The organism is Pseudomonas sp. TH32, assembly GCF_016650855.1.
Lineage (GTDB): Bacteria > Pseudomonadota > Gammaproteobacteria > Pseudomonadales > Pseudomonadaceae > Aquipseudomonas.
The window spans coordinates 5,327,137-5,352,735 of sequence record NZ_JAEKFA010000002.1; the positions used below are offsets into that span (position 1 = coordinate 5,327,137).

Below are 25,599 nucleotides of genomic sequence, written 5' to 3' on the forward strand. Positions count from 1 at the left end.
AGCGCTTCCTCGGGAAGGCTGCGCCGAATTGGTTCTTGGAAGGATTTCGTAATGCGCAAAGCGCTCGTTGCCTCTTCGTTGCTCGCCCTGCTGCTCGGCGGCTGCGCCAGCAATCCCGCCGACCTGGATGTAAGCGGCACCTGGATCAACCAGGCCGCCATCGATGCGGCAGCCAAGGGTGGCCCTTTGCGTGAAGCCCTGCAGAGCTATGGTCCGAACCTCGAATGGGAGGTGAACACCAAAGCATCCCAGGCCCGCTACTACAACGGTTTTGAAGTCGCTGAAGGCAAGTTGCTGGGTGAAAAATCCGGCGCCTGGAGCGTCGATTTCTACGGCGGCTCCGCCACCGAACTCAAGCGTAAAGGCAAACAACTGCTGCAAGGGGCCAATGATAACGAGCCCGAGCAACTGTTCGCCCGTGCCAAGGACCCTGCCCCCGAAGGCGCGCCGCTGGGCGCCAACTTCGAGCGCACCCTGTACGCCGCCTATATGGGCGGCACCTGGAAGATCAGCAGCGGCAATGGCGAAGGCGCGACGGTGCAGTTCCAGCCCAATGGCCAGGTAACCGGCCTGCCGGGTGCCGATCAGTACTCGCTGTGCCTGGCAGGTGACTGCGCCTCCATGAGCGGCGGCTACGACAGCATCTGGCTGCAACTGAACGGCCAGGGCAACCCGTGGATCTTTGCGCGCAAGGGCAAGCAACTGGAAATCTTCCAGGCGATCAATACCGCCCAGGCCGACGAGGTGCCCTCGTTTACCCCGGGACCGCGGCAGTGGTTGCTGGAAAAACAGTGATACAGAACAAAGGAGCCCACGGGCTCCTTTTTCTTTAGTCTGCGGCCTCGCTTTCCACCTTATGCAGACTGCCCCCATGCGCACATTACTTGTCCTTAGCCTGATCCTGCTGGGCGGCTGCACTCACCCGCCGCAAACGCCCGACATCAGCGGGCTGTGGATCAACCAGGCAGCCATCGACTCAGCCGCCCAAGGCAGGCCCTTGCTGCGAGCCCTTGATGCTCACGGCATGAACCTGGAATGGAACATCGACACCCGCAACGGCAAGGCACAAGTCAGCAATGCGTTCGAGCTGGGCGAAGGTCAGTTGCTGCCGAAGGCGCCGGGCGCATGGACCGTCGACTACAACGGCCATGGCGCCGACGAGCTTCGATCGGATGGCAAGCAGTTGATCCAGCGCCCCACAGAACGTTACGCCGGGCAAGTGTTTATACGCCCTGACCCGCCGCCCCCCTCGGGAGAGAAATGGGGCACAACCTTCCGGCAGGCGCTGAACTCGGCCTATATGGGCGGCCAATGGAAAATCATTGAAGGCCAAGGCACCGGCAACATCGTAGTGTTCACGGCGGATGGCACCGTGTCAGGCCTGGCGCAAAACGACCGGTACGAGCTGTGCCTGGGCGGCGATTGCGCCACCCAGGGCGCTGGCAATGACACCCTCTACCTGGGCAAGGGCGATGTCGGCGGCGGCTGGATTTTCGTCCGCTACGGCAAACGACTCGAGATTCTCAAGGCGATCAACCTGTCCCAGCCCGACGAAATCCCCCAGCTCACCCCAGGCCCACGCCAGTGGCTGCTGGAAAAACAGTAACGCCATCAACCCTCGAGAATGGCCGCATACCCTTCGCGATAACTTGGATAACGTGGCACCCAGCCCAACGCCTTGGCCCGGGCATTACTGCACTGTTTGCTGCCCGCCCGGCGTACGCTGGCGTTTTCGGCCCATTCGGTCACGCCAAGGTATTCGCGCAACCAGCCCACCACGTCGGCCAGCGGTGCCGGAGCGTCATCGACGCCGATGTAGCATTTATCCAGCACACCGCCCTGCTCCACGTGCTGCAGCAAAAATGCCAGCAAACCCGCAGCGTCATCCGCGTGAATGCGGTTGCCATATAAAGGTGGGTCAATCGCCACGCGATAGCCCTGGCGCACCTGGCTCAGCAGCCATTCGCGGCCGGGGCCATAAATGCCGGTAAGGCGCACGACGCTGGCGGGAATGCCGCTGTTCAATGCCACTTGCTCGGCTTCCAGCATGACTTGTCCGGAATAACCGCCCGCCTGGGTCTCGGAGTTTTCGTCGACCCACTCACCGTTCTGCTGCCCGTACACACTGCTGCTGGATACAAACAGCAAATGCCTGGGCGCCTGGCCGTAGTCGTTCAACCACTCCAGCACATGCTGCAACCCTTGCACGTACGCTGCGCGATAGCCGGCTTCGTCGTGATCGGTGGCCGCCGCGCAATACACCAGGTAATCCACCCCGCCCACCGGCCAGGTGTCGGGGCAGTCTTCATTGAACAGGTCGCCGGCAATCCCGATAACACCCTTGGGAAGGCGCGAGATATCCCGGCGCAGGCCATGAACCTCCCAACCCTGGGCCAGCAATTGGGTGGCCAGACGGCTACCGACATCGCCGCAACCGGCAATCACCACAGAAGGCGCAGACATCACAAAACTCCGTTCTTAAAGGTCAAGATTAGCCCCCGCACATGACCAGCGGCCAGCAAAACGACAAATAAAGTAACTGTATTACTTCTGTTAACAAGAATTACTTGCAATAATAACCGCCCATTTGTCCTCGACCCGTTACGGTCTGGAAGGACGATCACTCATTTTTTTCTCTCAGGTCCGGCCAGCATGACACGCAATACATCCCCCGCTTCGCCAACCAAGCCTCACAGCCCATCCCGCGCCTGGCGTGCGATTGCTGCAGTGCTGTTCAGCGTTCTGCTGGCACCGACCGCCGCGTTCGCCGATAACACCGCCCCGGCTACACAGCCTGCTGCGACCGCGCCAGCCCACGAGCAAAACGCTGCGGCGCCTGCTGCTGCACCGGCTGCCACCGACCCGGCCCTGGCCGCCGAAGGCGCTCCGGCTGACGAGTCCGGCGTGGTGCTGGAAGAAGACAACAGCCTGGGCATGGCCCACGACCTGTCGCCCTGGGGCATGTACCAGAACGCTGACATCATCGTGAAGATCGTGATGATCGGCCTGGCCATCGCCTCGATCATCACCTGGACCATCTGGATCGCCAAGGGCTTCGAGCTGCTGGGCGCGAAGCGTCGCCTGCGCACTGAAATCGTCCACCTGAAAAAAGCCACCACCCTGAAAGAAGCCAGCGAAAGCGCGGCGAAGAAGGGCACCCTGGCGAACCTGCTGGTCCACGACGCCCTTGAAGAAATGCGCCTGTCGGCCAACAGCCGTGAAAAAGAAGGCATCAAGGAACGCGTCAGCTTCCGTCTTGAGCGCCTGGTTGCAGCCTGCGGTCGCAACATGAGCAACGGCACCGGCGTGCTGGCGACCATTGGTTCCACCGCGCCCTTCGTCGGCCTGTTCGGTACCGTATGGGGCATCATGAACAGCTTCATCGGCATCGCCAAAACCCAGACCACCAACCTCGCCGTCGTGGCGCCCGGCATCGCCGAAGCCCTGCTGGCGACCGCACTGGGCCTGGTTGCCGCGATTCCTGCGGTGGTCATCTACAACGTCTTCGCCCGTTCGATCGCCGGCTACAAGGCTCAGGTGTCGGACGCTTCGGCAGAAGTCCTGTTGCTGGTCAGCCGTGACCTCGATCACCTGCCTTCCGAGCGCAGCTCGCAACCGCATATGGTGAAAGTGGGGTAATCGGCCATGGGCCTGCATTTGAATCAAGGCGACGACGAGCTCGTCGAGAACCACGAAATCAACGTCACGCCGTTTATCGACGTGATGCTGGTGCTGCTGATCATCTTCATGGTGGCTGCACCCCTGGCCACTGTGGACATCAAGGTCGACCTGCCCGCTTCCAGTGCGAAACCGGCACCGCGGCCAGAGAAACCGATATTCCTCAGCGTCAAGGCGGACCAGCGTCTGTTCCTGGGCGAAGAAGAAGTCAAATCCGACACCCTGGGCGCGGTGCTCGACGCCAAGACCCAGGGCAAGAAAGACACGACGATCTTCTTCCAGGCCGACAAGGGCGTGGACTACGGCGACCTGATGAGCGTGATGGATGCCCTGCGGGCAGCCGGCTACCTCAAGGTCGGCCTGGTCGGACTTGAGACGGCAGCCAAGAAATGATCACGACGCGCCACAAACTGACGCGTTATGGCACCAGCCTCGCCGTCGTGCTGGGCGTCCACGCCGTCGCGATCATCATCGCGCTCCAGTGGTCGGCGCCACACATGGTCCAACTGCCACCGGCCGCCATGGTCATCGACCTGGCACCGATGCCGGCGCCGCCACCTCCGGCCCCGCCGAAGGTGATCACGCCGCCACAGCCGCCAGCGCCGGTGGAAGAGTTGCCATTGCCGAAACTGGCTGAGGCACCCAAGCCGACGATCCAGGTGCCAAAGCCGGTCAAGCCCAAGCCAAAACCACAGCCGCCCAAGCCTGTAGAGAAGAAGCCCGATCCGCCCAAGGAAAAACCTTCCGAAGAGCCGCCGAGCGAAACTCCGCAGAACAACGCGCCTACGGAGAAATCCGCCCAGCCACAGCCGGGCCCTTCACCGCAGCAGATCGCGGCCAAGGCCACCTGGGAAAGTACCCTGCTGGGCCACCTGCAGAAGTATAAGAAGTACCCGCCAGGCGCCCAGGCGCGTGGCAAGGAAGGCCTGAACCGCTTGCGTTTCGTGGTGGATGCCGATGGCAACGTGCTGTCCTATGAACTGGTGGGCCGCTCCGGCAACGCCGACCTGGACCGCGCCACCCTCGACATGATCCGTCGTGCCCAGCCGCTGCCCAAGCCGCCGGCCGACATGTTGAAAGGCGGCAGCATCGAGATCGTTGCGCCGTTCGTTTACAACATCGAAAAACGTCGCCGGTAACCTTCACCGTGGGCACTCTCGGGTGCCCACGGCTGCTGCCCCCTCCCCCGCGCATTGCCGCAACCTGAACCAGGGTTGAACAGCCTGCGACCTATCTCTTTCTTCACTTGTAACATTTAAATACAAAGCCAATCATCCGCGAATCGTTCTCATTAGCGGACATTCGGCATGCCCACTCTTGCCCGGCTGGCTCTCGTCCTGCTGGCCTTTCCCGTCGTTGCGCAGGCGGATCAGCTGGTCACCCTGGTCATTCAAAACCACACCTTCAGCCCCTCAAGTTTCGAGGTGCCGGCCGGTGAGCGCTTTCGCATCCAACTCACCAGCCACGACGAAAGCGTCGATGAGTTCGAAAGCTATGACATGAAATTCGAAAAAATCATCGTCCCCGGCAACACCGTCACGGTGTTTGCGGGCCCGCTGCATCCCGGCACCTACACCTTCTTCGATGACTACCACCCCGACCAGGCCAAAGGCACGGTCACTGCCGTCGCGGCCAAGGAGTAAGCCATGCTGGCCTGTCTGTTGATCGTGTTTCGAGAAGTGCTGGAAGCCGGGATTGTGGTGGGCATCGTGATGGCCGCCACCCAGGGCCTGGCACGACGCGGCCTGTTTATCGGCGGCGGGATCGCAGCCGGCGTACTGGGTGCCGGAATCCTCGCGCTCTTTACCGGCGCAATCACCCAGGCACTCCAGGGCTTTGGCCAGGAGATTTTCAACGCGGCCATTCTGGTGGTCGCCGTGGTCATGCTGGGCTGGCACAACCTGTGGATGGCCAGCCACGGACGCGAACTGGCCACCCAACTGCGCAGCGCCGGCAATGCGGTACTCAACGGCGAAAAATCACTCTGGGCGCTGGCTGTGGTGATCACCGTGGCGGTGCTGCGTGAAGGCTCGGAAATCGTCCTGTTCCTCTATGGCATCGCCGCGTCGAGCCAGGCAGACCCACTGTCGATGCTGGCGGGTGGCGTGCTTGGCATCGCCGCCGGCGCCGCGCTGTCCTGGCTGATGTACCGCGGCCTGGTCGCCATCAGCCTCAAGCGCCTGTTTTCGATCACCGGCTGGATGATCGCCTTGCTCGCCGCCGGCATGGCGGGCCGGGCGGCCGCGATCCTCGCCGGTATCGACCTGATCCCCGCGTGGGGCTACCAACTCTGGGACACCTCCTGGCTGGTCTCCGACGCCAGCCTCACCGGCCGCGCCCTGACCGCGCTGGTGGGTTACACCGACCGGCCGCTGGGTGTCCAACTGGTCGCTTGGTCCGTCACCCTTGCGCTCCTGGTGCTGGGTAACCGCTTGCTGCATTCACGCCCGACGCAATCCCGTTAACTGTCCCAAGGAGCCCCACCATGAAACACCTGCGCAACCCCTTGGCCACCGCACTGGTACTTGTCAGCGCCCTGGCCGCTTCCACCCTGACCCAAGCCCGCGAGTACCCGATTGGCGGGCCCGTCCAGGTCAACGACATGGAAATCGCCTCCTCCTACCTGGTGGGCATCGAAATGGCCCCTATGCCACCGGGCATGGTGATGAGCAAGGATTCGGTGCACCTCGAGACGGATGTGCATGCCACCGCCGACAACAAGTACGGCCTGTCCAATGGCGAGTGGGTGCCCTACCTGACCATCACCTACTCGCTGGTCAAGCAAGGTTCGCCCGACTACAAGGAAATCGGCACGCTGCTGCCGATGGTGGCCAAAGACGGCGCCCACTACGCCAACAACGTGAAAATGGACGGCCCCGGCACCTACACCGTGGTACTGCGCTATGAAAGCCCGCAAATCAAAGGCTTCTTTCACCATGTGGACAAGGAAACCGGCGTACCGGAATGGTGGGGCCCCTTCACCAAAACCTTCACCTTCAAATACCCGCAAAGCTGAAAGCATGAACGCGACACCTGATTACCAGGTGTCGTAAACCCCATGCTGTCTGATAACGTGCGTCTATCGATTGCAGCCGGTATGCTTGGCCCGCAACCTCATGGACGCCCGCTATGACTCTTACAGAATTACGCTACATCGTTACCCTCGCCCAAGAGCAGCACTTCGGCCACGCGGCCGAGCGTTGCCACGTCAGCCAGCCGACGCTGTCGGTGGGTGTGAAGAAGCTTGAAGACGAACTCGGTGTGCTGATTTTCGAGCGCAGCAAAAGCGCCGTGCGCCTCACGCCCGTCGGCGAAGGCATCGTCGCCCAGGCCCAGAAGGTCCTGGAACAGGCCCAAAGCATTCGCGAGCTGGCCCAGGCCGGCAAGAACCAGCTGACCGCACCGCTGAAAGTCGGCGCCATCTACACCGTCGGCCCGTACCTGTTCCCGCACTTGATTCCGCAACTGCACCGCGTCGCGCCGCAGATGCCGCTGTATATCGAAGAAAACTTCACCCACGTGCTGCGCGACAAACTGCGCAACGGCGAGCTGGACGCGATCATCATCGCCCTGCCGTTCAACGAGGCCGACGTGCTGACCCTGCCGCTCTACGATGAGCCGTTCTACGTGCTGATGCCGGCGTCCCACCCCTGGACCCAGAAAGACACCATCGACGCGGGCCTGCTCAACGACAAGAGCCTGCTGTTGCTGGGCGAAGGCCACTGCTTCCGCGACCAGGTGCTGGAAGCCTGCCCGACCCTGACCAAGGGCAACGACGGCGCCAAGCACACCACCGTGGAATCCAGCTCCCTGGAAACCATTCGCCATATGGTCGCTTCCGGCCTGGGCATTTCGATCCTGCCGCTGTCGGCGGTCGACAGCCATCACTACGCCCCGGGCGTGATCGCCGTGCGCCCACTGACGCCGCCGGTGCCGTTCCGTACCGTGGCGATTGCCTGGCGCGCGAGCTTCCCGCGTCCGAAAGCGATTGAAATCCTCGCCGACTCGATCCGCCTGTGTTCGGTGGCCAAGCCGCCTGCTGCGAGCTAAGTAACGGTATGACTGAGCTGTCGCAGGTGTCGGTGACGGCACTCAAGGGTGTCGGGGAGGCCATGGCCGAGAAATTGGCCAAGGTCGGCCTGGAAAATCTCCAGGACGTATTGTTCCACCTGCCCCTGCGTTATCAGGACCGCACCCGCGTGGTGCCCATCGGCCAGCTGCGCCCCGGGCAGGACGCGGTGGTCGAAGGCACCGTCAGCGGCGCCGACGTGGTGATGGGCAAGCGCCGCAGCTTGGTCGTGCGCCTGCAAGACGGCACCGGCGGCCTGAGCCTGCGCTTCTACCATTTCAGCAACGCTCAGAAGGAAGGCCTCAAGCGAGGCACACGCGTGCGCTGCTATGGCGAAGCCCGGCCCGGCGCTTCGGGGCTGGAAATCTACCACCCGGAATACCGCGCGATTACCGGCGACGAACCGCCACCGGTCGACACCACCCTCACACCGATCTACCCGCTCACCGAAGGCCTGACCCAGCAGCGCCTGCGCCAGCTGTGCATGCAAACCCTGACGATGCTCGGGCCGAAAAGCCTACCCGACTGGCTGCCTCAGGAGTTGGCGCGCGACTACCAACTGGCGCCGCTGGATGATGCGATCCGCTACCTGCATCACCCACCGGCCGACGCCGACGTCGACGAGTTGGCCCTCGGTCATCACTGGGCCCAACATCGCCTGGCGTTCGAAGAACTGCTGACCCACCAACTGTCCCAGCAACGCCTGCGCGAAAGCATGCGTTCGCTGCGTGCGCCGGCCATGCCCAAGGCCAAGCACCTGCCTGCGCAATACCTGGCCAACCTGGGGTTTGCACCGACCGGCGCCCAGCAAAGGGTCGGCAATGAGATCGCCTACGACCTGAGCCAGAAAGAACCGATGCTGCGGCTGATCCAGGGCGACGTAGGCGCGGGTAAAACCGTGGTCGCCGCCCTCGCCGCGCTGCAAGCCCTCGAAGCCGGCTATCAGGTGGCGCTGATGGCGCCCACCGAGATTCTCGCCGAACAACACTTCATCACCTTCAAGCGCTGGCTCGAACCCTTGGGCCTGGAAGTCGCGTGGCTGGCCGGCAAGCTCAAGGGCAAGAATCGCGTAGCCGCCCTGGAGCAGATCGCCGCCGGCGCCCCGATGGTGGTGGGCACCCACGCGCTGTTCCAGGACGAAGTGAAATTCAAGAACCTGGCGCTGGTGATCATCGACGAGCAGCACCGCTTCGGTGTGCAACAGCGCCTGGCCCTGCGCCAGAAAGGCGTGGGCGGGCGCATGAGCCCGCACCAGTTGATCATGACCGCCACGCCGATCCCGCGCACCCTGGCCATGAGTGCCTACGCCGACCTCGACACCTCGATCCTCGACGAACTGCCACCGGGCCGAACGCCGGTCAACACCGTGCTGGTCACCGACACCCGCAGGGTAGAAGTGATCGAACGGGTACGCGGCGCCTGCGCCGAAGGCCGCCAGGCGTATTGGGTGTGCACGCTGATTGAAGAGTCGGAAGAGCTGACCTGCCAGGCCGCCGAAACCACCTACGAAGACCTCACCAGCGCCTTGGGCGAGCTCAAGGTCGGGCTAATCCACGGCCGCATGAAGCCGGTGGAAAAGGCCGCGGTGATGGCCGAGTTCAAGGCCGGTAATTTGCAATTGCTGGTGGCAACCACGGTGATCGAAGTCGGCGTCGACGTACCGAACGCCAGCCTGATGATCATCGAAAACCCCGAGCGCCTGGGCCTGGCGCAACTGCACCAGTTACGCGGCCGCGTGGGCCGGGGCAGCGCCGCCAGTCATTGCGTGCTGCTGTACCACCCACCGCTGTCACAAATCGGCCGCCAGCGCCTGGGGATCATGCGCGAAACCAACGACGGTTTCGTGATCGCCGAAAAAGACCTCGAACTGCGCGGCCCAGGCGAAATGCTCGGCACCCGTCAGACCGGCTTGCTGCAATTCAAGGTGGCTGACCTGATGCGCGACGCCGACCTGCTGCCTGCCGTGCGCGATGCGGCCCAGGCGTTGATTGAGCGCTGGCCGGAACATGTCAGCCCACTGCTGGACCGCTGGCTTCGACACGGGCAGCAATACGGCCAAGTGTGACGGCTGACTCACTTAGTCGACCATCAGATGTATCAAGCTGGTTATACTCCAATGACAGTAGGAAATTGGATTCAGGCCATGTCAGAAGTTGCCCTCGCCACAGCCCCACCGACCGCACCCTCGGTGATTCGGACGCTGCTTGCAAAGCTCGCCATCAGCTACACGGAAGTTGCCGAACGTCCTGGCCTGAACCCGGCGCAAAAGGTTCAGGCAGTACTGCTCGATGATGCCGTGGGTGCACTCATGGTGCTGTTTCCACAGAACCAGTTGCTGGACCTCAATCGCCTGGCCGAACTGACCGGCCGGCGCCTCACGGCCGTGTCCCCCGAGCGCCTCGAACGCATGCTCGGCAAGCACAGCCTGAGCCTGCTGCCCGGCCTGCCGCCGCTGACCAGTTCCCCGTGCCTGTACGAAGAAAGCCTGCTGCGTGAACCCACCGTTCTGGTTCACTCGGGCGAGGCCGGGCTGCTGCTGGAGATTTCCAGCGACGCCTTCAAGAGCATGCTGACCAAGGCCAGCGCCGCGCATTTCGGCGAGCCATTGAGCAGCATCCGGCCGAACCTCGACCGCCCCAACGACGACCGCGAGGAAATCACCCAGGCGATGCAGGCGTTCACTGCACGCCGCATCCAGCAGCGTCTGGAAGCGACCATCGAGATTCCACCGCTGGCCGACACGGCACAAAAAATTATCAAGCTGCGGGTCGACCCCAACGCCACCATCGACGACATCACCGGCGTGGTGGAAACCGACCCGGCCCTGGCTGCCCAAGTGGTGAGCTGGGCGGCGTCGCCCTACTACGCCTCGCCGGGCAAGATCCGCTCGGTGGAAGACGCCATCGTCCGCGTACTGGGCTTTGATTTGGTAATCAACCTCGCGCTGGGCCTGGCCCTGGGCAAGACCTTGAGCCTGCCCAAGGACCAGCCGCAACAGGCCACGCCGTACTGGCACCAGTCGATCTACACCGCCGCCGTGATCGAAGGCCTGACCCGTGCCATGCCCCGCGCCCAGCGCCCGGAAGCCGGCCTGACGTACCTCGCCGGCCTGCTGCACAACTTCGGCTACCTGTTGCTGGCCCACGTCTTCCCGCCGCATTTCTCGCTGATCTGCCGGCACCTGGAGGTCAACCCGCACCTGTGCCACAGCTACATCGAGCAGCACCTGCTGGGCATCAGCCGTGAGCAGATTGGTGCATGGTTGATGCGCTATTGGGACATGCCGGACGAACTGTCCACCGCCCTGCGCTTCCAGCACGACCCGACCTACGACGGCCAATACGCCGAATACCCGAACCTGGTGTGCCTGGCTGTGCGCTTGCTGCGCAGCCGCGGCATCGGTTCCGGGCCGGATGAAGACATCCCGGACGAACTGCTGGAACGCCTGGGGCTGACCCGGGACAAGGCGGAGGATGTGGTGGCTAAAGTGCTGGATGCGGAAACGTTGCTGCGGGAGTTGGCTTCGCAGTTCAGCCAGGGATAAATCTGCGCCTGCGATGAATTCAACTCGGTCTTAAGCCTTCGGCTTTTTCTTCGGCTTCAAATACTTGGTCAACCCCTGGAACCAGATCACCAGTGCCGGGTTGCCCTTGATCTGGATCGACTTGTCCTGAATCCCCGTCATGAACGCCAGTTGCTTGTTCTTCGCCTGCATCGTGGCGAAGCCGTAGGCGGCATCCTTGAAGGCAATAGCAAACGCAGGCGCGGGATGAACACCCGAACGACTGGTGATGCGCTGGTCTTTGACGATGAAGTGACGGGCAACCTTGCCGTCGAGGGTCTGCAACTGGAACGCCAGGTCCTTGTCACCCAACTGCTGCTGGAACGCAGGGTTGGTGCGGCTGGCTTTGCCCATCAACAGGCCAAGCATCCAGAGAAGAAAACGAAATTTCATGCACACGGCCTCAGTGTAATTATTGGGTGGCCGCAGCAGTTTAACGATTTGTGCAAATAACGCTACCGATCTCCCGTTTTAGCAGGAGATCGGCTGGCGTTTAACGCTTATAGCAACAACTTGGCTTAGACGTTAGGGCAAGGAACCGGTGCCCAGTCGGCCAGGTTTGGATCGCGGCACGTGCCTTCGATCTGCGCTTTACCGGCGCTGGCGACCTGCTTGCTTTCAGCTTGCTTGGTCTGCGCGGTCTGGATGGTTTTCTCGGTGGCTACCGCTTCTTTCGGCACGGTTGGCAGCACCGGCTTTTTCGCCACTTTTACCGGCTTCTTGCCTTTGGCGGGCGTCACCACCGGGGTGGTGTCAGCGGTGGCCACGGTCACCACGTCGGCACGTTGTACGCCGACTTGTTGCAGGTCCTGCTCGTACGCCTGGGTGTAGTTGTTCAAGTCTTCACTGGCTTTACCGTTGACCGCGACGATCAGGTCGTTGGACTCTTTCAGGCCGGAGACAATTTCTGCCAGGCGCTTGCGGCCTTCGACGTCATTGACGGTCTTGGCCTTGCGGTCGGCCACCAGCTTGGTGAACGCGCTCTGGTAGCACTGCTGGGACGCCTTGGCGTATGCGGTGCTGCGGTCGATGTCGGAGGCACGCTTGTTGACGTCAGTGGCGTAGGAAGCGATGCGCTGGTTGTCGTCGGTGATCTGCTTCTGGCGCTCGGTGTAGTAACCCGCTGCACCGCCGGCCAGGGCGCCGCCCGCTGCGCCGATTGCGGCATTGCGGCCACGTTTGTCGGAGTCACCGGTCAAGGCGCCCAGCAGTGCACCACCGGCCGCGCCGATGGCAGCACCGGTGACGACCGACTTGGTCAGGTCCGAATCGGTGGCGCGCAGGTGTTGTACCGGCTCATAACAGTTCGGGTAGTACTCGACCTTGGTGGTCGAGGCGACCTTGGAGGTCGGCGACGTTGCGCAACCGGTCAGCACGGTGCTGAAACCGGCAGCAATCAACAGCAGATGACGCTTGGAAACCGCCTTACGGGAAAAAAGCATAGGTGTGTTCTCTTTTAAGTTTGACTTGCCCAGCACGGCCCACCGCCGCCTGAGTCCCTTCCAAGCTCGCCATACAACCAGCGGTCAAGACCGCTGACCGCTCGCTGCGAGCAATTCCTTCAAAATCGTCGCCGGGTCGGCCCGCTGTTGCTTGCGGTAGTTGCCCACATGGCGAACGAATAACGTCGCGCGCGTCACCAGGCTCTTGCCCAGCACTGGCTTGCGATCCAACTCTTCCTTGATCCGTTGAAACTGCGCCTGGATCACCGCATCGGTGTAGCGCGTACCGGTGGCCAGGTTGTCGATATAGATCGCCACCGCGCCGTCCAGCGCACTGCGCCCATTGGTGATCGCCGTGGCAAACAACTGCGCACTGGCCTCATCCTTCGCGTCGATAGCCTGCTGGCGGCTCTTCTGCAAATTGATCAGGCGGATGTTGTAGTTGTTGATGGTCTCGGCCACCAGGGCCGCAGACTGAATCAGGTTGCCGGCCGCCTCTTCACGCTGCTGGGCGATCAGCGAGACGTTGCGCTTGAGCTCTTCGTTGACCAGTCCAAGTTCGGCTTGCAGGCGCGGGTCAACACTGGCGGCGATGATGCTGTCCAGGCGCTTGGTCGGGTCCTGGGCGTCGTCGATGGCGTCGGTCAGCGAGGCCAGTCGGCCTTCTTTCTGCCATTGGGCGAACAGCTCCTTGTAGCGCGAGCGCGGTGCCGACAACGCACCAATCGCCACGCGAAAGCCGGTGGTCTCGTTGCTTTGTTCGGTGCCATCAGCGGCGAACAAGGGGTACTCGCGACGCATGCCGGTGAACAGCGTGCCCTCGCCTTCCAGGTAGTTGCCACCCTTGACCACAAAGCCGCCGTAGGTGCCCTGGCGACGCCCGGCGTGCACCAGCTGGAACGACTCCTGGACCATTTCCGCCGCGTTGCCGATCACATCGAACATGCCGATCGGGTTGGGCAATTTGGTGCCGATGGGCATCAACCGTGCAGCCTGGCCGGTGCCACCGGCGACCTGGTTGAACACCGCATAATCGGCAAGCGCGCCGTCGCTTTCGCTGCCCTCGGTGCGTCGTGGGAACAGCCGGCCTTCCAGGTCCTGACGGCTGACTGCCTGGCCGCCGCGTGCGGCAAACTCCCACTCCACCTCGGTAGGCAGGCGCACAAAACCCAGGCCGCCGTCATCAGCCGAAGCACCACGACCACTCACCGGCAATAGCTCGCGGTGGTACTTCATCAGCCACGCGCTGTACACCGCCGAGAAGCGTTCCGCCTCAAAGCGCGACAGCTTGACCTTGGGCAGGCGCGCCGCCATGCCGGTGGGTACGTCGCACGCCGGGGCCGGCTCGCCGCTGGCCAGGGATTGCGCCTGGGACATGACCTGCGCGTACTGCCGGGCGGTGACTTCGTACTTGCCGATGAAGTAGAGCATCGGCTTGAGCGGGGTCTTGGCGTCGGTCTTGGGCATCAGCGGCGCGATGACTTTGTTCCAGTCCTTGGGCAGGTCCTTGAGGGTGAACTGGCCGTTGATAAAGTCCCGGCGGTAGCCGGAAATGAACGACTGCTGGTAGCCCGCCTCGCCTTCGCTGAACGGGTAGCCGAGGCTGATCTCGCGGTCGTCCAGGGTCCCTTGGGCCAGCACGTAGGCATAGCGGAACACCATGTTGCCTTCGCAGGGCAGTGGCAGGCTGACGTCATCCGGCAGCGGCTTGGGGTTGTCCAGTTTGTCCTGCCCTTCTGATGAAGAGCCCTCGTCGGCCCAGGCCATCGAAGCCAGGGTCAGCGCCACGGCGGCGCCCAGTAACTTATACATCTCTGATTCCTTCAGAAGCCTGGATACGCGCCACACGCCAACCGCCACAGGCCGCCGCCACGGCGCTGACGCCCAGGACAGCAACCAGGGCCAGGCCGTAATGACGCGCCAGCAGGTGACTGGCGTACTCGCCCGGCACCTGCACGAATAATTGGTTCAGGCCTGACTCTGCCAGCCCGTATAAAAGCCCGCTCAACACCGCGGCAAACCCGGCGCTGTACAGCGCCTGCAACACCACGAACAGCAACAGCCCAGCCGTGGGAAAACCCAGCAGCCGCAGCACCGACAATTCCCGGCGCTTGCGTGCAACCGCCGCCAGCGCACCGGCAAAGATCGCGGCAAACGCGCCCGCCAGGGCCAGCCCGGCGATGATCCAGAACACGATCGACAGGTTGCGGCTCAACGACTGCACCTGGGCGATGGTCTGGGCCTGGGTCGACACCAACACGTTCTGCCCGGCGAAATACACCCGCAGCGGCTCCACATCCACCAAGCGCCGCGCATACAAACGGAACGCCGGGTAAACCCGCTGCTCACTCACACCCACCGCATCGCCGTCCCAGCCAAACGCCGGCACGGCGCGGCCATCGCGATAATCTTCCGCCGCTTCCAGCAACCCCAGGGGCGCAAACAATCCATCCCGGGCGAAGGCTTCCAGCGGCAACACCTGCAGCACCTGCACCCGCGTGCGTTGCGACTCGACGCGACCCGCCACCTGGCGACCAAAACTCGCCTCCAGCCAATCCCCGGCCTTTGCCCCGAGTTTCTCGGCGGCGGTGTGGCTCAAAACGATTTGATCCAGGCCCTTGGGCATTGGCAGACCGGCCAGCAACGGATCGTTGTCGGCGGTCGGCAGCATCTCCACCGTCACTGCACCCAACTGCGCCGTCGCCGCGATCTGCCGGGTACGCGGCAAGGCAAACGCCACGTCGCGGCGCTGGCGCAGCTGCTCGACAAATTCACTGCTGAATCGACCACCGCCCAACGGAATAATTTCCCGGGTGGCCGGGTCGTTCTCCAAACGTTCGGTCAAACTGCCAACCAGTCCATATTTCAGGCCAAACAACACCAGCAACGGCGCGATCACTGCCACCAACGCGAGCACCGAACACACCGACAGCCACGCGTCGTTGCGGTAGTCCTGCCAGGCCAGGGAAGCCACCAGCGCGATACGCATCAGCACGCCTCCCCAAGGGTCGCAGTGACGCCGCCGTCGGTGTCGCGACGGCAACTGATGCGCCGTACCTGCAAGCCGCTGGCCCGGGCCAAGGGCTCGTCATGGGTGGCGATCACGCAGCACGCGCCGTTGTTCCGCGCCTGGGCCAGCAAAGCCTGCATCACACGTTCGGCGTTCAGCGGGTCGAGCGCCGCAGTGGGCTCATCCGCCAGCAACAGTTGCGGGCCGTGGGCCAGAGCCCTCGCGCAACTGACCCGCTGACGCTGGCCCACGGACAAAGCCGCCGGCTTCTTATCCAGCTGATCGGTGATCTCCAACTGCTCAGCCAACCGCGCCACGCTGCCGTCATCCTTCAAGCCCAACAGTTGCCGCGACAGCGCAATGTTGCCGCGCACATCGAGAAAACCCAGCAGGCCACCGGTTTGCAGCACATAGCCCAGGTGCCCGCTGCGCAATCGAGCCAGCTCACTTTGCTGATCGCCACGCCAAAGCCCGGCGACGTCGACACCGTTGAAGTCGAACTGCCCGGCCTGATCCGGCGCCAACACCAGCGCGAGCAAATCCAGCAACGTGCTCTTGCCACAGCCACTCGGCCCCACCACCGCCAACTGTTCACCCGCACGCAGTTGCAAGCCCGGAATCACCAGGCTGTAGCGCTGGGCGCCGACGCCCCGGCTCTTGTGCACTGCGCTCAAGTTCAGCATTACGGCAGCGTCGACAACGGCACGCGGTACAACGCATCACCCGGCTCGGCATCGCCGAAACGGACCCAGTTGGCCACATCGTTGTGAAAGGTTTCGTAGAGGCGGATCTTCGAATCCAGCTCGTCGATAAAGTCTTCCTGCTCGGCCACGCTCAACGACAGCCACAAATCCTGAGTCATGTTCAGCGACTTGCTGCGGTACGGCAGGCCTTCCAGGTACTCGCCAAGGATGCCGCCGTCCGCCAGGTTTCCGCCTTTTTTCAAGGCCTGTGGGTCGCGGCTCATATAGGCCGAGGCGCTGGCGATTTCCTGGAAGAAATCCTTCGGCGAGGTCTGGGTTTTGCGCGCGGCGTCGACGATCAGTTTCAAGGACTGCTGCAAGTCGTTGAGCTGCAACTTGGTCAGCATCACACACACCTGGAAGGCCGGCAGCGCAGTGTTGGTCAGGTCGCGGTCGGCGGTCCAGGCACTCACCAGTTGCGGCGCCTGGCTCGCGGTTTTGCGCCCGAGGAAATCCATGTGCATCGCATAACCGACGGCGGCGGACTTGTCTGCCAGGGTCGGCGCCGCGCTGAGCAGCGGCACCGGCTGCGGCGTGTTGCTGCGCACTTGATGCACCAGGTTGGCAAACACAGTGCCGATCTCGTCGACCCGCTCGCCGAACTTGCGCACATCGCCACCAGGCACCGGCGTGTACAAATCGCCGATCTGCGGGTTGGCGTCGGCGGTCAGGGTGCGGTATTGGGTTTCGGCGCCGCTGTGGGTTTTCTTGCCGGCGTCGGTGCGCAGGTGCAGGGCGTAGATCTTGATCTGCTTGCCCAATGCCGCCTGGCGCACTTCGGCTTCGTTCATCTGGGTGGTCGCGAACGGGTCGTTCTTGCGCAGCGCACCGGCGTCGGTCACCAGCAGGATCAGGCGCCCGCCATAGCCGGACCAGTCCATGCCTTCCACCGCCTGCATCACACCCGCGAACGCGTCTTCGTTGAACGAGTGACTGGACACGGTCGACGCCTTCACCTGCCGCGCCATGTCGAGGAAGCGTTGCGGGTCGCGGCCCTGGTCGAGGGTGATCAGGGTCTTGGCCACGTATTCCAGGCCCGGGGTTTTCTTGATGCTGTTGCGAAAGCCCACGAGGCCGAAGCTCACGCTGTCCAGCTCGCCACGTTCGGCGATGCGGGTTTGCAGTTCGTGCACCACGTCGCGCACCTGGTCGATATAGGGCTGCATCGAGACGGTGGTGTCGACCACCAGCACCACGGCGGTGCGGAAGGCGTCGGCATCCGCCACGGGGGCGCGCGCAACGGCCTTGGCCACGGTGTTCGGCGTGCTGCCAGGGTCGATGGAGGCGACGTTGAGCAACTGCACCGGCTGGCCGTTTTCGTCGAAGCTCTCTTTGGAATCAAAAATCGGCAGCAGGTAGAACTGGTTCTGCGGGACCGCGCTGGCGGTCGGTTCCAGCGCCAGCACCTGCTGGTTGTCCTCGCTGTTTTTCTGCACCTTGAGCAGCAGGTTTTTTGCGGCTGCCGGATCGGCGAGCAGCTTTTCCACCTGCGCAGATTGGCGCAGGAACATCACCGGCGCCCGGCCCGAACGCTCGGTGAACTTGAGCACCAGGCTCTGCTTCCAGTCGCTGACTTGCGCCGCCGGCAACCAGCCGTCGCTGCGCCCGTCGGTGGCGGCGCCAACACGCAGCCACGGGCTGCCTTCGATGTCCTTGCGCTGATACACGTAGAGCACCGAAAACGCCGGCAAGCCTTCGCCCGGCGCCCCGCCCGCGTCGTGGGAAAGCTTGGCGCCAGGCTTGCTCAATACACGCTGGAACAGGGTTTTCTTGCCGGCCATCAGCAGCGGGCGTTGACCGCCGTCGGCCTCCGCGACCACAGGTTGCGCGGTTGGCGGCGTAACGGTTTTGGCGGCCTCGACAACCGGCGGCGCGGCGGCTGGCGCGTCATCTTTCAACCACCAGTAACTCGCACCGCCAATCGCCAGCGCGACCGCCACGGCAACCGCCGCCAACGCCAACACCGGCCCACGGTTTTGTTCGGACACGGCGGCGTGTTGCGTCGGCGTCACCACCGGTTGGCGCACCGGCTGCGGCTGCGGCTTGTCGGTCGGGATTTCGATGGAAACCGGCGTGAGCCCGGCCAGGTCATTCGAGACGGGGACCGGAATCGGCAAAGGCCGAATCAACGTCGCCTCTACCTGCGTTTCTTTCGGCAACTGGTCCAGTGCCGCCAACAACGCCGCCGCATCCGGGAAGCGGTCCGCCGGGTCCTTGGCCAGCAGCTTGCGCAACACCTCCTGATAGCGCCCGTGGTGCACCGGCAATTCCGGCAGCGGTTCAGTCAGGTGCGCCAGCGCCGTGGAAAGCGCATCGGTGCCGTTGTACGGCAGCTTGCCCACCAGGATTTCGTAGAGCACCACGCCCAACGCATACAGGTCGGCGCGGCCATCAATCTCCTGGCCCCGCGCCTGTTCCGGGCTCATGTAGCTCGGTGTGCCGACGGCAAACCCGGCCTGGGTGAACTGGGTGCGATCATCCAGCGACTTGGCGATACCAAAGTCCGACAACACCGCCGTGCCATCCGCGCGGAACAGAATGTTCGCCGGTTTCACATCGCGGTGTACCAAACCCTGGGCGTGGGCATACCCCAGCGCCGAAGCGATCTGGCGGATGTACGTCAGCCCCTGCTCCGGCGTCAGGCCCGCAGCAATGCGCTCCTTGAGCGTGCCGTTGGGCAGGTATTCCATGGCCATGTAGTACAGCTCACCGACATTGCCGATGTCATGGATGGTCACGGTGTGCGGGTGGGACAAGCGCGCCAGGGTCTTGCCTTCACGCAGGAAGCGCTCGCAGAAGCTCGGGTCGGCTGCCAGCGCCGCCGCCATGATCTTCAACGCCACCTTGCGCTCCAGCGAGCGCTGGGTCGCCAGGTACACGCTGGCCATGGCGCCAACGCCAATCTCGCCTTCGATGTCGTAGCCGGGAATGAGGATGTTCATGTCGACACCTTCACGACGATGGCAGTGATGTTGTCCGGCGCGCCGCGATTGAGCCCCAGGTGCACCAGGCTACGGACGATTTCATCCGGCTCGTCATGGCTCAGCACTTCGCGAATCTCGTGGTCTTCGACGGTCTTGTTCAGGCCGTCGCTGCACAGCAGGTAACTGTCGCCCGGCGCGATCAACAGGTCGACCGACGACAACGCCAGCTGCGCTTCCACGCCAATCGCGCGGGTGACGATATTCGCCCGTGGATGCACCCGGGCATCGGCTTCGCTGAGCAGGCCGCTGTCCTGCAAATCCTGCACGTAGCTGTGGTCGCGGGAGATGCTTTCCAGCACACCGTCCCGCAGGCGATACAGGCGGCTGTCACCGGCCCACAGGCACACGCCGCGCAAGCCCCGGGTGGCGAGCAACACCACGGTGCTGCCCATCAGCGTCACGCCACGGTGGGCGGTTTCTTCGCGCACCGCGCCGTTGACCCGCAACAGGTCGCTGCGCAACGCCGCCGTGTATTCCTCAAGGGAACGGCCCACGGGAAGGCTGCGCAGGCTGTCGACGATCAGGCTGCTGACGTAGTCCCCCGCCGCGTGCCCGCCCATGCCGTCGGCCACCACCCACAGGCCGTTTTCCGGCAGGTCGAGGCAGGCGTCTTCATTGACTTGGCGAACCATGCCGACGTGGCTTTTGCTGGCGGATTTGAACGTGGACCGCATCTACACAACACCTTCTTGGCCAAGCAAAAATTGCGCAAAATCGCCGGCGGCAGGCAGGCCCTGACACCGCAATAAACCGGGGGAAATCTGTTGCGAACCACGGCCCCACCACAGGCTCGCGCCTTCGCAGGCCAGCTCGGCGAGTGCGGTCATCCGCGCTTGCGGGTCAGTGACATCGACACGCTGCAAACTGGCGAAACGGCGGCCCGACAGGCGTGGCTGGCAGGCTGGCGCACCGAGGCTGTCGATGCCCTCGCTGAACCCTTCGAACGTAGCGCCGGCATCCAGCGTGCTCAGCAGCAGCTCTTCCACCTGCTCAAACCAGGCGTCCGGGCCGGCGACGAGGGAGGCCGGGTCGGTATCGTGATCCAACAGCGCAGCGACGGTCAGCGGGAAATAGCGCCCCACCCGGTCAATGCTCGGCATCACCACACCCACCGCCGCGTCCGGCCCGCACACACCCGGCGCCAACACGAAGCGCCACACCGGGCTGACCAGATAAGCGTTCAACCAGCCAGCCCCAAGGTGGTTCTGGCTGGCGAGCAATCCGGACGCCAGCCAACTGTCCCAAGGGCCGATAAAACTCTGGGGCAGCGCGCGGCTGACAAAGTCGCCGCGGCTGGCCAACTTGCCGTAGAAACCCAACGTGGTCATAGCCGCTCCGGCAGGCTGAAGCCGTTAAGCACGCGACTCTTGAACGGGTTAAAGGCGCTGTTGGCCCGCAGTTCATAAGAGATGCTCGCGCCATCGACCCGCAGCCGCAGGTTGAAGCGGTCCGGCGAATTGCCGGCCGTCAGGTCGGACTGCTCAAGCAGCCGGAACCACGCCCACGGCCCGTCCAGCGTCACGCCGGAGCGCCCGCTGGCCGACGGAGGCATGATGGAAATGCGCACCACCCCGATGCTGCCGGGGTTGGGCCATTGCATCGCGACCGGCCGGCTCGGGCCGTGGTCGTAGCTCAATTGTTGGCCGTCGAGGTCCAGCAGGAACTGAGTGATGGTCGCGTCCATCGCCACCGGCTTGAGTTCAAAGCGCACGATCGGCTGAGTGCCACCCGCGCGGAAAAACGCATCGCGAATGGTCGCCGCCCGCTGGAAGGTTTGCAGCACACCCGGCGCGATGCCGAGCTTCTGCGCCGCACCCGGCTGCCAGCGCCAGGTTTGCGTGGAGGTGTCGACGTAAGGTTGCAGGTACTTGCGGAAGTAGTTGTCCATCACCCCGCCCACCCCAAAGAACTGGCCGAAGTCATCCAGGGTCGCGTCCCGCGCACTGCCTGGCGACATCGGATAACGCCCGGCCAGGGACTGGCGATACACGTTCACCACTTCGCTGACCCACGCCGCATTCAGTTGGTTGCGCACCCCACCCATCATGCTGTTGGTGGTGGAGTTGACCACCGACTTGACCATGCCCTGTACCAGCGGTGGCTGGCGTTCGGCATTCAGGCTGACCCGCGTGGCCGCCGCCGCTGCCTGGTTTTTCGCTTCGCCGAGCAATGCATCGCCGCTGGCCCCGACCATCGCGCTGACCTGCACATACAGCGCGTTCATGTCCGCCAGCAGGCCGTCGATGGCCGCGGGTTCGCCTTCGTTCTTGCTGACGATGCTGTTGAGTTCGGCGAAGTGCGCCGTCACCGGGTCTTCACTGGCGGCCGGTGCATTGGCGCTCGGCTGGTCCTGACCCAACAGGCTGCCGAGGCGCTCCTTGAGCTTGTCCACGCCGCCTTCCACCGGCGCGCCCTTGGCCGCCAGCAGACGCTCTTCCGCCTGCAAATCGGTTTCCTTGGAGACCGCCACCAGCAGCTTTTTCAGCGGCGACGTCGGCCCCGAGATCACCCGTAAAACATCGGCCGCCTGGGCCACGCTGGTGATCGGCACAAAGTCGATATCCGCCAGCAAGGCGTCCCACTGGCGCTGATAGTCCTGGAAATACAGGCGACGCACGTCGGCGGCGAGGCTGACCACGTTCTGTTGATCGGCCTGCTCGTGGCCCAGTACCCATTGCTCTTCGGCGAGGGTGCCGGCCTGGTTCAGGCTGGTCAGCAGGAAGCCCTGGCGATAGCCCTTGGCGGTGAAGAAGCCGCTCAAGGGCTCGCCCAACGGCTTGCCGCTTTTGCGACTGAACACCAGCGCCGCATCGCGGCCCGCTGCCTCATTGATGCGAAAATCCGGCACGCCTTCGGGCAGTTTCTGGCGCTTGATTCGGTCGTACACACGTTGGGCCACCGGCAGTTGTTGCAGTTGCCGGCGCAGGTCGTCGATCAAGCGCGGGTCGAGACGGGCGCTGGGTGGATGCCGTTCGAACAAGGCCTGCAAGTGCCCGATCAAGGCCTGGCGCTGATCCGCCGGCAGGTCGCGCGGCAGGTTGCGGTCCCAGTCCAGGGCGATCCAGGCCTTGATGAAGTCCGGGTCGTAATGCTCGTTATCCGCGAGCATCAGATAGGCCTTCAAGCCTTCGTAGAGGAAATCGGAATTGCCGCCGCCGTGCAGTTGCTCCTCGATGCGCGTCACCAAACGGGGCGCGAACACGGCGATCAACAGCTTGCGGTAGACACTCGCGGATTCGGCTTCGAGCATGTCGCCCTGATACAGGCCCAAACCTTCGGACCAGCTCGGCGAGTCGCCCGCCAGGTGCTTCACGGCGTTGAGCAACGGCAATACCGCGAGCACTTCGCGCTGTGCCGGGCTGAGGTTCTGTACGGTCTGGCCCAACGGCGCGACCTTCTGGTCGACCTGGGCGATATAGGCCTGGTTGGCGCGATAACTCACCCACCACAGGGTGCTCACCACCAGCACCAACGCTACGGTTGCGGCCAGCACACCACGGGCAATCCACTTGCGACGGCGCTCCACCTTCGGGTTGACGCCCACCAGGCCTCGCTCGGCAAAGGCCACGGCGGTGAACAATTTTTCGATGAAGTAGCTGCGCCCGGTGCCGGTCTGGCGCGCCAGGTGCTGGCGGTCCAGGTTCATGCTCTGGGCCATGGCGCCGATCAAGCGATCGATCGGGCTGCCTTCCTGGGTGCCGCTGGTGAAATACACGCCGCGCAGCAATACGCGCTCTTCGAAGGCGTTGGGTTTGAACACACCTTCGAGGAAACCTTGCAGGCAATCCTTCAGCGCACCGAACTGCTGCGGGAAGCCGTAGATCAGGTCGCGCCGCGCCGGGTCGCGTTCCTGTTGCAAGCGTTCCACCAGGCGCTCGTTGAGGCGCTGTTCCAGGCCGGCGAATTCGCTTTGCAGGTGGGCCAGCGGGCTGTCGGTGTTCTTGCCATCGTCCAGGGCGAACGTCATGCCCCACACCTGGGCGCGCTCTTCCTTGCTCAGGTTGTCGAAGAACTCCATGAAGCCCGGCACCAGGTCGAGCTTGGTGAGCATCAGGTAGATCGGGAAACGCACGCCCAGTTGGGTGTACAGCTCCTGGATACGCAGGCGGATCGCGGCGGCATGGGCGGCGCGCTCGGCGTCGCTGCCCAGCAGCAGGTCCGAGAGGCTGATGGCAATAAACGCACCGTCAATCGGGCGCCGGGAACGCTGCTTTTTCAGCAGGTCGAGGAAGCCCAGCCAGGCGGCTTTGTCCACCGTGGAGTTGCTGTCCTGGGTGGTGTAGCGGCCAGCGGTGTCGAGCAATACGGCCTGGTCGGTAAACCACCAATCGCAATTGCGCGTACCGCCCACGCCACGCACCGCACCGGCACCCAGTTGCGCAGCCAGCGGAAAATGCAGCCCGGAATTGACCAGCGCGGTGGTCTTGCCCGAACCCGGCGGGCCGATGATCACGTACCACGGCAGCTCGTACAGGTTGCGGCGCTCGTCACCGCCCAGCTTGGCCTTTTTCAACAGGGCCAGGGCTTCGTCCATGCGCTGGCGCAGGGTCGCCAGCTCTTCGGCGGTGGCGACGCTGGCAGGGTCCGGCGGGGTTTCTGCGGCGAGGCTGCGCATCACTTCAGCAGCCTGACGGCGGGCCTGGATGATCCGGAACACGCGGTAGGCAATCCACACCGCGAACACCAGGATGATCAGCGCCCAGCGGCGCCCTTCCGGCACCAGCACATCGAGCAACGGCCCCACAAACCAGATGATCAGGCTCAGGGCGATCAAGCCCAGAAACGGGATCACCCAGCGAATCACGAAACTGAAAAACGCCTTCACTCGACCCCCTCCGCCAATACGGTGATTTCTACCCGGCGATTGCGCGCACGGCCTTCAGCGGTGGCGTTGGTCGCCACCGGCTCGGTGTCGCTGCGGCCTTCGGCGCTGAAGCGTTCCGGCTGGCCGGTCTTGGCCGCGAGAATCTCCAGCACCGACTTGGCCCGCGCCTCGGACAGCGCCCAGTTGGACGGGAACCGCAGGGTGGCAATCGGACGGTTATCGCTGTGGCCGGTGACGCGCACCTGACCCTTGACCTTGCGGATGGCGTCGGCGATGCGCAGCATCAGCGGCTGGAAGTCATCGACGATGCTGGAGCTGGCCGAGGCGAACAGCTCATCGCCACGGATGGTCACCACCGAACGGTCGACGGCATCCTCTACCGCGACGCGACCGGCCTTGATGTCTTCCACCAGGAAGCCCGCCAGGCGTGGCCGCTCGATGATTTTCGGCTGGGCTACCGGACGGTCGATGGCCTGTACCGGGATCTCGCCCAAGGCATGAATATTCTTGAACACCGGCTCCGCATCCGACGCCAGTTTCATCCGCAACCCGAACAGCAACGCCAGCAGCAGCGCCACGCCGATGGCCACGGCGATCCACGGCGGCATGAATTGCGCCAGGCGATCGCGGGCCACGGTCACGCCACGCCAGTGGGGCGACAGCTCGCGCTCATGCTCACCACGGGCACTGCGAATCGCCGCCGCGGTGCGCTCACGCAGGGCTTCCAACTGGCTGCGGCCGTCATTCATCACGCGGTAGCGGCCTTCGAACCCCAGGCACAGGCACAGGTACAACAGCTCCAGCAGGTACAGGCGTTCGCGCGGGCTTTGCAGGCAGTGATCCAGCAGCTGGAAAACCTTTTCGCCGCCCCAGGCTTCGTTATGCACGGTGATCAGCAGGCTCTGTTTGCCCCAGTCACTGGTGCTGCCCCACGGCGTGCTCAGCACCGCTTCATCAAGGGCAGTGCACAGCGCGTAACGCGCCAACAGCACGTCATTGCGCGCCACGCCGGCGGCCTCGGCACGCTCTTCGAACTGGCGCAGGTAAGCCAGTAACTGCGCGCGCAGGCTCGACGGCGCCGGGTGGGCAATCGTGTTGCGCAGGCGCGTCAGAAGCGACAGCAGCGGGCCGGCGGCGCTTTCCAGCGGGTTCAGGCCTTGGGCCTTGCCCGTCAGTATCGGCGCAGCCGGCATCGACAGCGGCGCCGGCTCTGCACGAACCGGCTCCGGCGCACGGCCACCCGGGCGCGGCATGAACTGGGTGCGGTCATCGTCATTCGGATGCAT

General features: G+C 63.8%; 22 protein-coding genes. 11 read left to right on the forward strand and 11 right to left on the reverse strand.

Annotation, left to right across the window (positions count from 1 at the left end; translation table 11 throughout):
• The first annotated feature begins 51 nt into the window (after positions 1-51).
• A complete protein-coding gene (locus JFV30_RS28240) occupies positions 52-795 on the forward strand; it encodes a hypothetical protein (RefSeq protein ID WP_010168209.1) in 744 nt (247 codons plus the stop codon).
• A gap of 76 nt (positions 796-871) precedes the next feature.
• Complete coding sequence (locus JFV30_RS28245; RefSeq protein WP_201125699.1) at positions 872-1,606, forward strand: hypothetical protein; 735 nt, start codon at positions 872-874, stop codon at positions 1,604-1,606.
• Positions 1,607-1,611: 5 nt separating this feature from the next.
• Here the strand turns inward: JFV30_RS28245 and JFV30_RS28250 are convergent, their stop codons facing one another.
• Positions 1,612-2,463, reverse strand: coding sequence for an SDR family oxidoreductase (locus JFV30_RS28250; protein WP_201125700.1), 852 nt, complete (start codon positions 2,461-2,463; stop codon positions 1,612-1,614).
• 189 nt (positions 2,464-2,652) lie between these two features.
• Between JFV30_RS28250 and exbB the strand changes: the two genes are divergently transcribed.
• The 9 genes from exbB to JFV30_RS28295 all read left to right on the forward strand — a co-directional run bounded on the left by exbB (position 2,653) and on the right by JFV30_RS28295 (position 11,291).
• On the forward strand, positions 2,653-3,639 hold the full coding sequence (gene exbB / locus JFV30_RS28255) for a tonB-system energizer ExbB (RefSeq protein WP_169386828.1): 987 nt from the start codon (positions 2,653-2,655) through the stop codon (positions 3,637-3,639).
• Between the two features lie 6 nt (positions 3,640-3,645).
• Entirely contained in the window at positions 3,646-4,071 is a 426-nt protein-coding gene (exbD, locus tag JFV30_RS28260) for a TonB system transport protein ExbD (RefSeq protein WP_003213296.1), read from the forward strand.
• On the forward strand, positions 4,068-4,817 hold the full coding sequence (locus tag JFV30_RS28265) for a TonB family protein (protein ID WP_003213297.1): 750 nt from the start codon (positions 4,068-4,070) through the stop codon (positions 4,815-4,817). Before exbD ends, JFV30_RS28265 begins: the two co-directional genes overlap by 4 nt.
• A 168-nt stretch (positions 4,818-4,985) precedes the next feature.
• Positions 4,986-5,321 carry a cupredoxin domain-containing protein gene (locus JFV30_RS28270; RefSeq protein WP_201125701.1) on the forward strand — a complete coding sequence of 112 codons (336 nt, stop codon included), beginning with the start codon at positions 4,986-4,988 and terminating at the stop codon, positions 5,319-5,321.
• A 3-nt stretch (positions 5,322-5,324) separates the two neighbouring features.
• Complete coding sequence (locus tag JFV30_RS28275; RefSeq protein ID WP_102624893.1) at positions 5,325-6,143, forward strand: FTR1 family iron permease; 819 nt, start codon at positions 5,325-5,327, stop codon at positions 6,141-6,143.
• Positions 6,144-6,163: 20 nt separating this feature from the next.
• Positions 6,164-6,694 carry an iron transporter gene (locus tag JFV30_RS28280; RefSeq protein WP_024078112.1) on the forward strand — a complete coding sequence of 177 codons (531 nt, stop codon included), beginning with the start codon at positions 6,164-6,166 and terminating at the stop codon, positions 6,692-6,694.
• A 113-nt stretch (positions 6,695-6,807) separates the two neighbouring features.
• Positions 6,808-7,728, forward strand: coding sequence for a hydrogen peroxide-inducible genes activator (locus JFV30_RS28285; protein ID WP_003213305.1), 921 nt, complete (start codon positions 6,808-6,810; stop codon positions 7,726-7,728).
• 8 nt (positions 7,729-7,736) lie between these two features.
• The gene (recG, locus tag JFV30_RS28290) at positions 7,737-9,812 is read left to right on the forward strand and encodes an ATP-dependent DNA helicase RecG (RefSeq protein ID WP_010168224.1); all 2,076 of its coding nucleotides are present in this window, start codon (positions 7,737-7,739) and stop codon (positions 9,810-9,812) included.
• Between the two features lie 78 nt (positions 9,813-9,890).
• Positions 9,891-11,291, forward strand: coding sequence for an aminoacyl-tRNA deacylase and HDOD domain-containing protein (locus JFV30_RS28295; RefSeq protein ID WP_010168226.1), 1,401 nt, complete (start codon positions 9,891-9,893; stop codon positions 11,289-11,291).
• Between the two features lie 30 nt (positions 11,292-11,321).
• On the opposite strand, the gene JFV30_RS28300 is transcribed toward JFV30_RS28295, so the two are convergent.
• From JFV30_RS28300 to JFV30_RS28345, 10 genes are all read right to left on the reverse strand, one after another.
• Positions 11,322-11,702: a hypothetical protein gene (locus JFV30_RS28300; protein ID WP_010168229.1), complete on the reverse strand. Its 381-nt coding sequence runs from the start codon at positions 11,700-11,702 to the stop codon at positions 11,322-11,324.
• Positions 11,703-11,827: 125 nt separating this feature from the next.
• Positions 11,828-12,751, reverse strand: a complete 924-nt coding sequence (gene tagQ, locus JFV30_RS28305; protein WP_010168230.1) for a type VI secretion system-associated lipoprotein TagQ — start codon at positions 12,749-12,751, stop codon at positions 11,828-11,830.
• Between the two features lie 84 nt (positions 12,752-12,835).
• Entirely contained in the window at positions 12,836-14,563 is a 1,728-nt protein-coding gene (locus tag JFV30_RS28310) for a formylglycine-generating enzyme family protein (RefSeq protein ID WP_201125702.1), read from the reverse strand.
• Complete coding sequence (locus tag JFV30_RS28315; RefSeq protein WP_201125703.1) at positions 14,556-15,740, reverse strand: ABC transporter permease; 1,185 nt, start codon at positions 15,738-15,740, stop codon at positions 14,556-14,558. The genes JFV30_RS28310 and JFV30_RS28315 overlap by 8 nt, the downstream gene beginning before the upstream one ends.
• Positions 15,740-16,444, reverse strand: coding sequence for an ABC transporter ATP-binding protein (locus tag JFV30_RS28320; RefSeq protein ID WP_201125704.1), 705 nt, complete (start codon positions 16,442-16,444; stop codon positions 15,740-15,742). The genes JFV30_RS28315 and JFV30_RS28320 overlap by 1 nt, the downstream gene beginning before the upstream one ends.
• A complete protein-coding gene (locus JFV30_RS28325; RefSeq protein WP_201125705.1) occupies positions 16,444-19,446 on the reverse strand; it encodes a serine/threonine-protein kinase in 3,003 nt (1,000 codons plus the stop codon). The genes JFV30_RS28320 and JFV30_RS28325 overlap by 1 nt, the downstream gene beginning before the upstream one ends.
• A complete protein-coding gene (locus JFV30_RS28330) occupies positions 19,443-20,162 on the reverse strand; it encodes a PP2C family protein-serine/threonine phosphatase (protein ID WP_010168239.1) in 720 nt (239 codons plus the stop codon). The genes JFV30_RS28325 and JFV30_RS28330 overlap by 4 nt, the downstream gene beginning before the upstream one ends.
• Entirely contained in the window at positions 20,163-20,816 is a 654-nt protein-coding gene (gene tagF, locus JFV30_RS28335) for a type VI secretion system-associated protein TagF (RefSeq protein WP_201125706.1), read from the reverse strand.
• Positions 20,813-24,313, reverse strand: coding sequence for a type VI secretion system membrane subunit TssM (tssM, locus tag JFV30_RS28340; protein ID WP_201125707.1), 3,501 nt, complete (start codon positions 24,311-24,313; stop codon positions 20,813-20,815). The genes tagF and tssM overlap by 4 nt, the downstream gene beginning before the upstream one ends.
• Positions 24,310-25,599 carry a DotU family type VI secretion system protein gene (locus JFV30_RS28345; RefSeq protein ID WP_010168244.1) on the reverse strand — a complete coding sequence of 430 codons (1,290 nt, stop codon included), beginning with the start codon at positions 25,597-25,599 and terminating at the stop codon, positions 24,310-24,312. Before JFV30_RS28345 ends, tssM begins: the two co-directional genes overlap by 4 nt.